Source organism: Calothrix sp. 336/3, assembly GCF_000734895.2.
In the GTDB taxonomy this organism is placed as follows: domain Bacteria; phylum Cyanobacteriota; class Cyanobacteriia; order Cyanobacteriales; family Nostocaceae; genus 336-3.
Map to the genome: position 1 here is coordinate 1,906,577 of NZ_CP011382.1, position 13,194 is coordinate 1,919,770.

General features: G+C 40.9%; 9 protein-coding genes and 1 pseudogene. 4 read left to right on the plus strand and 6 right to left on the minus strand.

What is annotated here, in order from left to right; all coding sequences use genetic code 11:
• Nucleotides 1–61: 61 nt before the first annotated feature.
• On the plus strand, nt 62–1,387 hold the full coding sequence (locus tag IJ00_RS07665) for an IS4 family transposase (protein WP_035152048.1): 1,326 nt from the start codon (nt 62–64) through the stop codon (nt 1,385–1,387).
• Here the strand turns inward: IJ00_RS07665 and IJ00_RS07670 are convergent.
• The 5 genes and pseudogenes from IJ00_RS07670 to IJ00_RS07690 all read right to left on the minus strand — a co-directional run bounded on the left by IJ00_RS07670 (nt 1,358) and on the right by IJ00_RS07690 (nt 7,246).
• Nucleotides 1,358–2,680 carry a hypothetical protein gene (locus IJ00_RS07670; protein ID WP_035151663.1) on the minus strand — a complete coding sequence of 441 codons (1,323 nt, stop codon included), beginning with the start codon at nt 2,678–2,680 and terminating at the stop codon, nt 1,358–1,360. The two genes, IJ00_RS07665 and IJ00_RS07670, sit on opposite strands and share 30 nt — an antisense overlap.
• Nucleotides 2,681–2,946: 266 nt before the next feature.
• Nucleotides 2,947–3,714, minus strand: a complete 768-nt coding sequence (locus IJ00_RS07675; RefSeq protein WP_238178454.1) for a hypothetical protein — start codon at nt 3,712–3,714, stop codon at nt 2,947–2,949.
• 3 nt (nt 3,715–3,717) lie between these two features.
• Nucleotides 3,718–6,429, minus strand: a pseudogene (locus IJ00_RS07680) (hypothetical protein).
• 15 nt (nt 6,430–6,444) lie between these two features.
• Nucleotides 6,445–6,765, minus strand: coding sequence for a hypothetical protein (locus IJ00_RS07685; RefSeq protein ID WP_035151666.1), 321 nt, complete (start codon nt 6,763–6,765; stop codon nt 6,445–6,447).
• A gap of 85 nt (nt 6,766–6,850) precedes the next feature.
• The gene (locus IJ00_RS07690; RefSeq protein ID WP_238178455.1) at nt 6,851–7,246 is read right to left on the minus strand and encodes a hypothetical protein; all 396 of its coding nucleotides are present in this window, start codon (nt 7,244–7,246) and stop codon (nt 6,851–6,853) included.
• Nucleotides 7,247–8,219: 973 nt separating this feature from the next.
• On the opposite strand from IJ00_RS07690, the gene IJ00_RS07695 reads away from it, so the two are divergent.
• Nucleotides 8,220–8,540: a hypothetical protein gene (locus IJ00_RS07695; protein ID WP_052754549.1), complete on the plus strand. Its 321-nt coding sequence runs from the start codon at nt 8,220–8,222 to the stop codon at nt 8,538–8,540.
• Nucleotides 8,541–8,830: 290 nt separating this feature from the next.
• On the plus strand, nt 8,831–10,606 hold the full coding sequence (locus tag IJ00_RS07700) for an SWIM zinc finger domain-containing protein (RefSeq protein ID WP_035151669.1): 1,776 nt from the start codon (nt 8,831–8,833) through the stop codon (nt 10,604–10,606).
• A gap of 453 nt (nt 10,607–11,059) precedes the next feature.
• On the opposite strand, the gene IJ00_RS07705 is transcribed toward IJ00_RS07700, so the two are convergent.
• Nucleotides 11,060–11,683 (minus strand): TetR/AcrR family transcriptional regulator, encoded by a 624-nt coding sequence (locus IJ00_RS07705; RefSeq protein WP_035151672.1) that lies wholly within the window; start codon nt 11,681–11,683, stop codon nt 11,060–11,062.
• Between the two features lie 130 nt (nt 11,684–11,813).
• Here IJ00_RS07705 and IJ00_RS07710 point away from each other — a divergent pair, with 130 nt between their 5' ends.
• Nucleotides 11,814–13,088, plus strand: a complete 1,275-nt coding sequence (locus IJ00_RS07710; protein WP_035151674.1) for a glycosyltransferase — start codon at nt 11,814–11,816, stop codon at nt 13,086–13,088.
• The last annotated feature ends 106 nt before the right edge of the window (nt 13,089–13,194 follow it).

The window sequence follows — 13,194 nt, forward strand, 5'->3', positions numbered from 1 at the left end:
CAGTATAGAGGGACTCAAAAAGCTGAGAAACTAGTAATAGTGCATCTTTTGGTTCAAAATCATGCCAACCAAAAAACCGAGAAACCCTGACCATGTTCGTCGTCGAAACACCCCACTTGCGGATAATGAAGCAATAAGCGAACACTTAAAAAATTTGCTGAGTCCAGCAATATACGCTCAAAGTGCCTATTATCGAAGCCTTGGATTACGCGACCGTATACTTAATCTGTCATTAATGGTTGCAGCGATGTTAACTGTGATTTGGCGGCAAGTAGCATCAGTACATGAACTAACTCGAATGTTGGAGCAGGAGGAATTGTTATGGGGTAAAGCTGTTAAAGTATCACAGCAGGGGTTGTCACAGAGGTTTCTCAGTTTTCCAGCAGAACTATTTGAACGAGTGTTTCACGATTTGTTACCATTGTTGAAATCGCGTTGGCTTCTTCGCGAAAAACGAACCCTACCAGCAGCAGTCAAATATGCCAAGAAGCATTTTGTGAATATATGGATTGCGGACGGGTCAACACTCGAAGCTTTATTTCGTAAATTAGATAGTTTAAAAGATGTTCCACAAGGTAAGTTAGCCGGCAAAATATGTACAGTGATTGATTTGTTAACACGATTACCCGTACAAGTTTGGTTTCATACTAATCCCTTAGCACATGATACTAATTTTCTCGATGATTTAATTAATATTGCTAGTGCTAAAACCTTGCTAGTTCTCGACCGTGGCTTTTATGATTTTGGTTTTTTCTTGCGCTTGATTGCCAAACAGGTTGATTTTATTACTCGCATCAAATCAAATGCAGTATTTGATGTTGAGCGAATTTTCAGCTACGACTACACACTTCGAGACCGGATAATTTCCTTCAACACAGAGGATAAACACCAAAAAATATTACGTTTACGTCTCATTGAAGTCAAGCAAGGCAAGACTTGGTATGCCTATGTTACTTCAGTTTTAGATCCTCAAATTCTTCCACCTTATGTCGTTGCCGATCTTTATGCGAAACGATGGAGAATCGAAGAGGCATTTAATACTGCCAAACGCTTGCTGGGGTTAAGTTATCTCTGGACAGGTTCTGTCAATGGTGTCAAGCTTCAAGTTTGGGCAACTTGGTTATTTTATGCAGTTTTAATCGACCTTGCAGATGCTGTTGCTGATGAAATAGCCCTCCCGTTTGAACGCATTTCTTTAGAGATGATTTTTCGTGGGCTTTACCATTTTAATCATGCTTATAACAAGGGTCGAGCAACCGATCCAGTTTTATTTTTTGCTGCTCCAGAGAACAAAAACCTTGATGTTGTTAAGACAATACGAAAAGAGCCTCAAACCCTTGACTTATCGCCTTTTCCTTTACCCTTGACAATTCCTGCTTTTCCTTAACTTGTTACTAATCCCATTAGAATTAATCAACGGGGAACGGGTAACGATTATTTCCTCACCTTCTCCCAAAAAAGGTATGCATATTTCATCATGCTGCAAATCCAAACTAGGTTGTGCTAATCCAGAAGTAAATTTAATCGAACGCCCCGTAGCAATTTCCACCCATTGTTTTCTCGTAAACTCCTGGAGTTCAGCAATAATTTTGGGATGTTCTAGTAACTGACAATAATTAGCCAAATCTGCTTTTAATAGCGAATACAGCAATAAATCTTTCTGAGATGCTGCTAAATTATCACTTTCTTGAGTTTCTTCAATCTCTCCACCAGAATCTAAATTATCGAAAACAAAAAATTTATCAATGTCTGCTTGTAAATTCGGCTCATTTTCTTGGCTTGTTGCTAGTAAAGCTTTGCGTCGTTCATAGGTTTTCATATATCGCTGTGCTAATTTTATAATGTCTTTTTGGTCGCTAGCTAATTGTTCAGCTTGCTGTTTGATTATGGGTATAATTTCCTTATTTACAGCTTTGGGATAGTTCACTAAAATTTGAGTTCCCAGGCTATGTTCTCGATACAAAGCCAATGCTTTAACACCCAATCCAATCAATAGTACATACTCACCAGGCTTTATCGCATCATCTCCCTTCCTACCTTTAAATGAAGATGTTGCCAAAACTAAATCATAGCCAAATCGAGAGCGAAAAGTTCCATCTCGAACCTTGCCACCCATACGAAAACTTGATTCCCCAAGCCGATCGAGTTCTGCGGGAGCAAGTGTACCCTTAGCAATCCGCATAACCCGACTTTCAGCTTGGATTTTAATACCAAGTCGGAACTGAAATGCACGCTTATCTATATTATTAGAAAGCGCGAAATTGCGATCGATTAATCCCTTGCAATCACCAACTAATTTCCTTGCATCCCCATTAGCAATAACACCTCCATTCTCACCCGTCACATCATCGACAATCAAAACCCTGACATTTTCTAACTCGTGAAAACTACGACAGGGTGTAAAAGGTAAAGGATATGCAGCACCATCGGAAGGATTGGGATATAGTTGCTCTCGAATATTGGGATTACTCGCAAAAAACATCCTTTCCCCTGCACTGAATTGCAGGGTTTTCCCCTTATATTCCTGCAAATCTTCGGGAATAGTTGCTTCAGGGTAAGCAGTACCAATACTAAACTCGACACCAGGAAATAAATATTCAGCTAAGGTGTTTTCGAGTTTTTCTTCTATCCCCGTTTCCTGTTTGGTTTTGGTATCGAAGTGATTGAGTCGTAATGCCATGATAGAAAAAGGCAGTGGGCAGTAGGCAGTAGGCAGTGGTGGACATTTGATTAAAATGTATGGATTATTCTGATTTTTGGATTATTTTTTATTAGTAAAAAAGAACTACAATAAAGGTTGTTATCAAATGCCAAGGTGGAATTATGACATCTGAACCCATAACAAAACCTCAGCCAACAACGAGCCGATACCAAATAGTTTCATCAATGACTGTTGATGAACTTCTCAGCGAAGGTTATGCTAATTACGATGATTTTTATGACCATTCAGAAGAAGAATGGAAACAAGAGCTTGTGGAGATTGAAAAAAGACTTCGAGATAATCCTATTGATTATTCGGAAGGTATTCCTTTTTAAAACAAGTCGCAAGTCGCAAGTCGCAAGTCGCAAGTAAGTTTTGTCACAGGGATTTGACCCCGAGCCAAAACGGGCTGCCTGTAGAGAATCCTGAGATTGCTTGGATTTCAATCCATCGGTTCGCATTGCTCCTAAAATTCCTGCTATTTGAGTATTTTGTTGAGCCATCCGTTTCATCACATTTTGGGTCACAACTTCCTCTTGTGCGGCTTCTCCAGAATTCCCAACTTGCTCGATCGAACTTTGAGTTTTTTCAACTTGCTGTTTCGTAATTCGTTGACCTTCTTTACTTAAGGTAGCATCGGAATCCGCACGGGTAATTTGTCGATCGATTTCATTAGTGGCTTTATCAACAGGATTAACAGCAGTATTTGTTGTGGATGCAACAATTTCCTCAATTTTTTCTCTTGTTTCTGTTGCATCTGGTAGACCTAAACTTCCAACAGATTCATTCACTGCTGCTTTCAAATCTCCCTGTAATGATTTCGATAAACCCTCTATTTTTTGGGAAATAGTTGAAGAAACATATTTATTTATCGAACTTAACTGTCCTTGCCACTGGTCAAATACTTTAGCGAGGGGATTGGGTATTTCTATAGCAGATGCGCTGGAAATACTTACTATTGATATTACGCCGATACCAATTCCAGCAATTATCAATCTCTTTGTTTTCTTCATATCTCAATCACCTTCTAGTAATTGCTTAGAAAATTCTGTAATTGCTACAAATTTATCTGAATATTTGAGTAATGCCTGTGTTCTCCTTTCTTGCTCGTGAGGATTATTGGCTACTACTGCTAATAAATTGAAGGCTGGATAATAACGACAAAAAGTAAAAATTCCGTTATCATCCAGCAACCATTGTGAGTAAAAACCCTCCTTTTTTGGGAAAAAACTTTCTGTGGCATTGCGAGAAATAATTTCCTGGGGATATTTCAAAATGCTCGTAAAACTATCTACAGCAGTCGGTTGAATCCTCCCAATCAAGCGGGTAGTTAGATTTTGAAAAATCTTGGAACCAGATGGAGACTTGGCGATCGTATCCGGGTCTTGTGCTGATAAAATCACCCTAACACCTGCTTTTGCTCCATTTGCACACAACCTACCAACCAAAGCCGCGATCGCATCAAATTCAAACAATATCGGGCTTTCATCGATAAAAAAGATACTTGCAGGTGCAGCCAAGGCTCTACGTAATGCCGCGCTGTAAGCACTTAAACTTAAAATAGCTGCATCTTCATCGTTCGATAAATTACGCAACGCAAAGATGAGTAACCTTGCATCGCTGCGAAAGGTAGATGGTTGCGCCAAAGCTTGTCCAACCCGTGATGAAAGCCAAAATCGCAATCGCAGACGAATAGTTTCCAAAGCTGCTTTGGTGTCCCCAGTCAAAGAATCCAATCGCAAGCGTTCGTGGGAGCAGAAACCCAAAAAGTCATGCAATGTCGGCATTGACTGCCATTCAGGTGAACCAAAGCCGTTGATGTATGCAGCAGCATAGCGATCGCGTATCAACTCATCCCCAAAAAACGCTTTCAAAGCCAAAGCGATAATCGACCTTACCGCATCCATCAACACCTGTGATTCACCCCGACGATTACCCGAAACCATTGCCAAGATTGCATTTGCCAGAAAATCCTTGTAATCTTCAAACCTTTCTCGCTGCAAAGAAGGTGGTAAATCCCGCAAATTTGGCAACTCAAATAAATTGCTAGACTCCTTACCGATGTCAAAATATGCACCATCATCTCCCATGAATTGGGTGTAGTCGGTAAAAGTGCTAGTTCCATCTGGTTTTGGGTAATCCATTGCTACAACTGGCATTCCGTGAGCTAAAGCTTGAGTGAGGATTCCAGAAGCCAAAACACTCTTACCTGCACGAGTAGTAGCAAATAATCCTAGATTCTTATGCTGCTTGTACAAATCGAGAAATACAGGTGTTCCTCCTTCTTCTGCTATTAACTCGAAACCGTTGCTATCCCCTGCTTTGGTTCGTACCAGGGGCATCAATCCCGGTACTTCACCACTCAAGTAAAGTAACCTTCGATTAAAAGGTGCAGTCATCAAGCGTTCCCAAACGATGGGTAAAGTTTGTAACCAGATTCGCCAGGGATATTCGGTTTCTCTGACAACCCAAGCTGCTTGGAGAAAGCAGGATTGCAGGTAACGACAGGCTTCGTCTAATTATTCGCGGGTTTTTCTATATACCAAAAACACCGTCGCTGTGTGGATGGGAACTGCTCCTTCATATAGTTCTTCCTGTGCTGCAACAGATTTTTTGATATTGAGCAGAGATTTTACGTCAACAGAGTTTTTGTCTTGTGCGATCGTGGCAGATGTATTCGCTTGTTTGGTCAAGCGCTGCATATTAGTTTTCACCAACGTCTCCGAAGCTCGCATCAACTGACAATAAATCTCGGTGTCGTAAATCCTCTCTCTTGATAAAACCTCCCACAAATAATGCATCTGTCGTTCTTTATCTGCCCAACCACCGGGTTTCTCCACGAAGGTGAGGGCTGCAATGTATTTTTCTTGGAGATGCACCCAACGTCTATCTGCGACGGGAATGGAAGACTCGGACTCCATGAGTAGGGATGCGGGAGAAACATCGGAATAAATTTCCTCACATAGTCCATCTTCATCGAGGGTAAGTAGTTGGGGAATCGGACGGGGTGGTGTTTGATTAAATCGCTGCCAGAGATGTTCCCAAAGCTGTTCAGCAGTTAATGGGTGGATATCTAGCCCCATTTTGTTTGACAGTAATTGTTCCCATAATTGAAATCCGTCAGTAAAAGATGCGTGTAATAGTCGTTCGATTGCTACAAATTGAAGTTCGTTAATTTCTCCGGTAAATGATTTCCAAGAGCGTTCTAATTTCGAGAGAATTTTCTCGATCGCATCGCTAGTTCCCGTACTCGAAGTTTCAACGGTATATGTGCAATAAAGTCGCAAAGTTTTCGGTTTGCGAACTCCTTGATTTGTCAATTGTTGTGTTCTACATCGTTCCCCCATTAATAAATATTGCAGTTCTTTGTTAGGAGCAATATCACTCAAATCTTTGAGTTGCTGTTGTCTCAAACTATCGTTGGTAAACGAACTTAAGTGTATGGTTAAACGCTCACCGTCGGGTAAATCCTTCAAACCAGATTCGATCGCATCAAATACGGGGTCGATTTGTTTGCTGCGTAATGTGGAATGAATCCCTGGACATTCAAATCCAAATTGAATCAGGAAATTATCAACTCCTTTGCGTAGGAGATAAGCACCAACTGAACGTCCTTGGAGATTTATTTGCAGCATGGAAAAGGGCGCAAATGAATCTTCTAGGGGGATTAATGAGAACTTTCTTTTACCGTTATCTACAGCCTGCTTTCCAACTTTTTGATTTGACACTCACACAACAACCTACTATTTTTTGATTTTGCTTCCTTTTTTTGAATCTACAACTGGCTGGTACAAACATCGAATACGTGTCCAATTAGGGGTAGCAACAAATTTGGATAAAATACGCCAACTACCATTAGCTGTCAAAATCCACCATGTTGCTATACCCCAAGCGGCTGTACTACAAGTCCATACCCAATTAAGCCGAAATAAACCATGTATCAAGTAGTAAGAAACTCCACAAATTATTACCCAAGGAATTAATTGGTCTGCGGGAAATGGTCCGATATTTGCCTGTTTGCCAAGAGTCGCATTCACTTTACGATACTTCGATTTTTCCTCCATAGATTTAGTGATAGCTGCAAATTATTAATTACGAATTACGTTAGCGAAGCTCTCCCGAAGGGAGCATTACGAATTACGAATTATATTACCCTCCTCCTCCAATAATCAAATTTGCCAGAATGTCACCCATCGTTACCGCAATCAAAATAATCATCGGTGTTCGGGCTAAATTTTGCCAATCTTCGTCCTGCCTTGCTGCTTGGACAACCCGTACTAAAGAAATTCCCAAGTACAGGATGAATAATCCTCGTAGTACATTAAATGATAAAGTAATCGCTGTATCTGCACCTGTAAATTGTGATGTCATCCAAGTTTCTGCATTTTGAAAAAATTGTGCCTGTACGGGGCTGGCGAAGACATCTAATAGTAGAAATGCACCCCAAATAATAAAAGCAGACGAGATGATTCTGTAGCTATGAGAAAATTTTGTGATGATTTTAAATAAACCTTCCAAATCGCGTCTAAAGAAAATTGCGCTCATTCCGAATGTGGAAACAATTAACGTCGTAATTCCAATCAAAGTTGGATTGATTACTACATCTACAACTGTTATAGAAATTGCAGTCAACATTAAGCCATCGGTTCGAGCATGATTTCTTGGATGCGAGTTTATATTTGGGGTTGGTTTCAAGAGCATAGAAATCACAACAAAATTTTCTATATCTACTAATACCGCTCTATTGCTTCAATTTAAATCAACAAATTGTGTGATTATTTTTCGAGGTTTTTAGCTTGTTAAATAGCATTAAATAATTGTTTAATAAGTTACTAACAAGATACGAACAAATACTGAATCATACTAAATCTCTGTACTCTATCACACCAAAATATTAACGTTATATATTAATTTAAATTGATTCAGTTTGGAATATTACAATTTATATTTACGTAGATACTGAGGTAATACATGGAGAATTTATGTCAAACTAATCACAGAGCTATTTGTCGCCTCAACACGCAATAATCAGTGTAAAAACTCCCAGAACCTGGTTTGTATTTGATAGATGAAAATAATTTCAGTGTTCGGATATCGCTGGCATCATTAAACACGTATGTTCTCAAGATTTAAATTGATATATTTTTTGCTATAAGTCCCTTTAGAGCATAGAAAAACGGTATTATATTCAAATATTTAATTTGAATCTCTAGTTAATAAATACACAAGTGTATATTTATTGTTACTTCTCACCCGAAGGTAAAATGTCAAATTAGTTTCAAGAATATATTCTCAAGAAAGATGATTGATTCATAATCCTTCATGGCTCAAAGTCTGACTACACTCGTCAAATTTTGATGTCAAGTTTCATGTTTCATCACATCTGAGTTCTCATAACATAAATATTTTGCATCTTCCTTTCTTCAAAATATAAATGTCAATATGTGTGCATCTGCGGATTTGGTAACTGCACAAGCCCATATTTAGTAAATATTTGAAAATTAGAGGGGTTTTGAATGTGCAAAATTCTCCCAAGAAAACCGCATCATATCCACAATATCCATTGGTGAATAAGCAAATTGCAGCAAAAATGACTGGCTTATCTACGGAAACCTTAAAAAGATATCGATTGGGAGGGCTACTGCAAAAAGATATTCACTGGGTTGCTATAAATTCCAGGGTAGTTCGCTATAATACTGCCCTGGTTCTTGATTGGCTACAAAACAAAGATAGTAATCCCCAGGGACACATCAATGCGATTGAACGCTATTTGGAATCTCTTCCTTCTGGATGGAAAAAGCCTCGGATAAGAAGGTTATCGAATCAAACCGAGCCATGAATGCTATTTGTAATGGAAAAGCCTGGGACAAGTTTGAGACAATGGGCGAACTGATAAGTCAGCGCTAAGTCCCAAGGGGACAGGCTACGCCAACGCGATCGCCAATCTGGAAAGCGTGATTTTAAACTTTGCAAAAACAGGATTATCGGCAAAGTCAAGCTTAATCTTACCCTGTTTGGTTATCCTCCTTACTATTTTGGAAGAATAATTTCAATGCATGAAGATTTAGCCATCGCCCGTTCCAAGTCATCCCAATTTGACGTAGTCTAACAATAAAACTCTTGGGCGCAATGTCAACTCTACCTATCTCGGAAGCCATAATTCGCCATAACTCGAACGCTTCATCCTACAGTCGTGGTGAAGATTATTACCGCCGGGGAGCGGTATATGACGTGAAAAAACGTGGCAACTTGCTCCAAGCATCAGTAGAAGGTAGCGAGATTAAGCCCTATCGAGTCAGTGTAAACTTTGATGCCGGGGGAATCACTCTAGCCTGTTGCAGTTGTCCCTACGATTACGACGGTTGGTGCAAGCATATTGTCGCCACATTATTAACTTGTACCCGTGCATCCAATGCAATAACAGAACGTCCGACCCCCGAACAGCTATTAGATAAACTTGACCATTTACAAACTCAAAGTTTAGTTCAAGAATTATTGAGAAAAAACCCAGAATTAATCGATGACATCGATACCTTTGTCAGTTTGCTCAACTCCCCACCCAGCAATAAAAAATCCCCTCCCCCCAAACGTCGCAGTCAAATCGATGTGACACCGATTCGCTCCCAAGTACGGCGGATTTTGCGCGATGGATTAAAAGAATTAGAGTATGGCAGCGAAGAAGACCCATTTACCGAAGAATTGACCACAATTATCGAACAAGCCCAGGAATTTGCCCTGCAAAGTGATGGAACTAGCGCCATTGCCATCCTCGAAGCCATCACATCAACCTACGCAGAAGAATGGGACGAATTAGCAGAATACGGTGGTGATTGTTATTCAATTGCCGAACCTCTCGATATTGCCTGGACAGAAGCAATTTTGTGCGAAGATATACCCGAAGCCCAGGCGACCGATTTGCAAGTGATGTTGGAATCCTGGCAAGATGAGATTGCCGCAGATTTCGGTATGAGTCTAGAAGCATTAAAGCAGGGTTGGAACTACGAACCACTACAACAAATCATGGCAGGTAATAATTCCGTAACGCTTTGGCAAGAAGATACACGTCCGGATTTTGCCGATGATTTAATATCGATACGCTTGGATTTCCTGGAACGCCAAAATCGCTACCCAGAGTATTTAAATCTAGCCTTTGCCGAAGGAATGACGCAGCAATATCTCACCAAACTAGCAGCTTTAGGAAGAATTGACGAAGCCATGTCTGCGGCAAAAACCCAGATGGATAACGCCGAAACTGCCTTTGCTCTAGCTATGGTATTGCGGGACGATGGATACTTGTCAGAAGCACTGGGAATTGCAAGATCGGGATTGCATTTACCTGGAAATTGCACCTACGATTTTGCCTCTTGGACGAGTGATTTTGCCCAAGGGATGGGAGATACTGCCACTGCGCTAAATGCCAGTATGGTTGCGTTTGAAGCTAAACCATCGTTTCGAGATTATCAGAAAGTAGAGAACTTCGCAGGGGAAGCATGGTTGCAAATCAAACCAGACTTACTGGAGATTCTGCGGGAGTCGGACAACTGGTATGCAAAGAGTGCCAAAGTTGATATTTTTCTCCATGAAGGGCTAATTGATGAGGCTATAGCAACTGTTAGCAGCGATAGTTATTATGCCTCGGAGTCATTGGAGCGAGTCATGGATGCAGCCATCCCCCACCGTCCTGACTGGGTAATTGTCAAAGCACGACAAATTGCCGAAGAAATTATGAATCAAGGAAAAGCCGATCGCTATGACAATGCGGTTCGATGGTTGAAAAAAGTTAAAGCTGCTTACGTACAATTGGGTAAACAATCCCAATGGTCTGTCTATCGTGCACAATTGGAAAACATCCACGGACGCAAGCGTAAACTGATGGAATTATTCAAAGGGCTAAATAAAGTATAGGGCGGGCTTTTATTAATTCCTTTGAAGGTTGAGAACAACATCCAGCAAAATTACCCCATAGCTCCCGGATTTTGTTTATACTGACTTATCCCAATTCACAATTCGCAATCAAAAAACTTAGATGCAGCAAAGCTTTCAGGATTTACATCTGTATCATATTTTTCGTGAAATGGTATTACCCCTTTTTTGTCACTCTGGGAAAAGAAAAATCAAAGTCAAATTTTCAACTCTAGATAGAACATGCATTTGAGCGTTTATTTTCTAACACAATGGCTGAAATTATGGTTTTTTAATAAAAGCCTTATGCTGTAAGCATTTCAGACTATTCTCTCCCGAAAGTGACAAATGAGGGATTACTTGTGATTGGAAAAGCTCAAGTTATAGTTGTAAGCTCTGCCTGACTCATCCCTACTTTCTCACGAGCACCGCGCAAATCAATATTTACAAAAATCTTTAACTTGGTGGCGATTCTAAAGGCTTGAAAGCGATCGCATGAGCATCCCCAATCCCCAATGTCTTCAAAATCAATTTGGTAATATGTTCAGGATAATCAGGCTGTGTATGTCCTTCAAGAATACTACGCATAGCCATCAGTCCCGTTCCCAGAATTAAATCGATGGCAGCTTTTTCGTTCTCAATTTGAAAGCGGTTTAAGCGGATACCAGCCTGCAAATCCGTCATTACACCCCTTTCGATTGTTTCACTTAACGGGGCAGCCACCAATCCAATTCGGACAATCACCCACCCCCAAGTCCTATCGCGTATCGACTGATGTAAAAATTGACGAATTGCGATCGCCATCCTTTCGGCTGGGTCATCAATGGTAACAGATTGTGCCCAAATTTTTTGATTCATGTCATCGCTCAACGATGCGGCAACAGCCTTGAGTACATCCTCCCTTGTTTGGAAATAATTATAGAAAGTACCCCTCGCCACTGCCGCTTCCGCAATAATTTCATCAATAGTAACTGCATCCATCTCTTTGCGTGCAAATACCCGATAAGCTGCCTCAATCAGTTTTCTTCGCGTCCGCTCCCGCTTTTCCAAACCAATTGATGCTCGACGTGATGGTTCCATATTTCAGAGATGAAGATAGCTATGAAGTCAATTATAACTTTCAATTGACACTATTGTCAAAATGACGCTAGCATCAAAATGACATTATTGTCATTTTAAGTAAAAATAACACCCAAAAGGAGCCTCACCTGTGCGTATCGCAATAATTGCTATGGGAAGTTTGGGGGATGTTCAACCTTATATTGCTTTGGGAAAAGGTTTGAAGGAAGCTGGTTATTGGGTGCGACTCGTAACCCATGAAAACTTTGCAGAACTGGTGAATTCCCACGGATTAGAATTCTGCCCTGTTCGCGGTGATATACAATCGATTGCAGAAAGCAAGGAAATGCGGGAGCTTTTGGAGAAAGGAAATTTCCTGGCGATTACTTCGTACACAGCAAAACAAGCCCAACAGGCAGCAATTGATTGGGCTAATGACGGTATAGTTGCCTGTGAGGGAATGGATTTGTTGATTGTGGGAGTTGGGGGACTGTACTTGGGACTTGCCCTCGCAGAGAAGTTGCACCTGCCATTGCTACAAGCCTACGTTTTTCCTTTTACACCCACAAAAGCCTTTCCGAGTGTGCTTTTTCCCCAATCTCTATCCCAGTTTGGAGGTTGGTTTAATTATTTATCCCACCATTTGACCAGACAAATAATGTGGCAGGGATTTCGGACAGGCGATCGCTTGATGCGACAGCAAGTGCTGGGTTTAAAAGCTGCCTCATTTTGGGGAGCATACAAGAGTGAAATTCTACAGCAATACCCAATTATCTATGGTTTCAGCCCGTCGGTAATCCCTAAACCATCAGATTGGCGTAATACCCATGTGACTGGCTATTGGTTTTTGGATTCAGCACCAGATTGGCAACCACCCTCAGCTTTGATGGAGTTTCTGGAAAGTGGCTCACCTCCTATTTATATCGGGTTTGGCAGTATGAGTAGTAAAAACCCGCAAGAGACTACCGCACTTGTTCTGGAAGCGCTGGAGCAAACTCAACAACGTGCTATTCTGCTCTCTGGTTGGGGCGGTTTGGGTACAAAAAATTTACCCAATACGGTTTTTCCGATAGATTCAATACCTCACTCCTGGCTATTCCCCCGCGTTGCAGCTGTTGTGCATCATGGTGGTGCGGGGACAACATCTGCTGGTCTTCGGGCTGGAATTCCGACAATTATTATTCCTTACTTTGGAGACCAAGGTTTTTGGGGAGAGCGTGTAACTCAATTAGGGGTTGGAGTCAAACCGATTCCACGCAAACAACTGACAGCACGAAAACTTGCAGAAGCGATTCAACAGGTTTTGACAGATGCAGATATGCGTCAACGTGCAGCGAATCTGGGAGCGAGAATTCAAGCTGAAGAGGGAATTATAGGTGCAGTTGCTGTCATTGAGGAAATCAGAAAAAATGTGACATATGGCTAAAGCTAAGTTACATTTCTGGGGCTAATTTGATAGTTCCATAAAGCTGTTCTAACTCAGCAATATCTAAATGTTTGGCTATATTGATTCGTTTCGGCATAGTTCATCG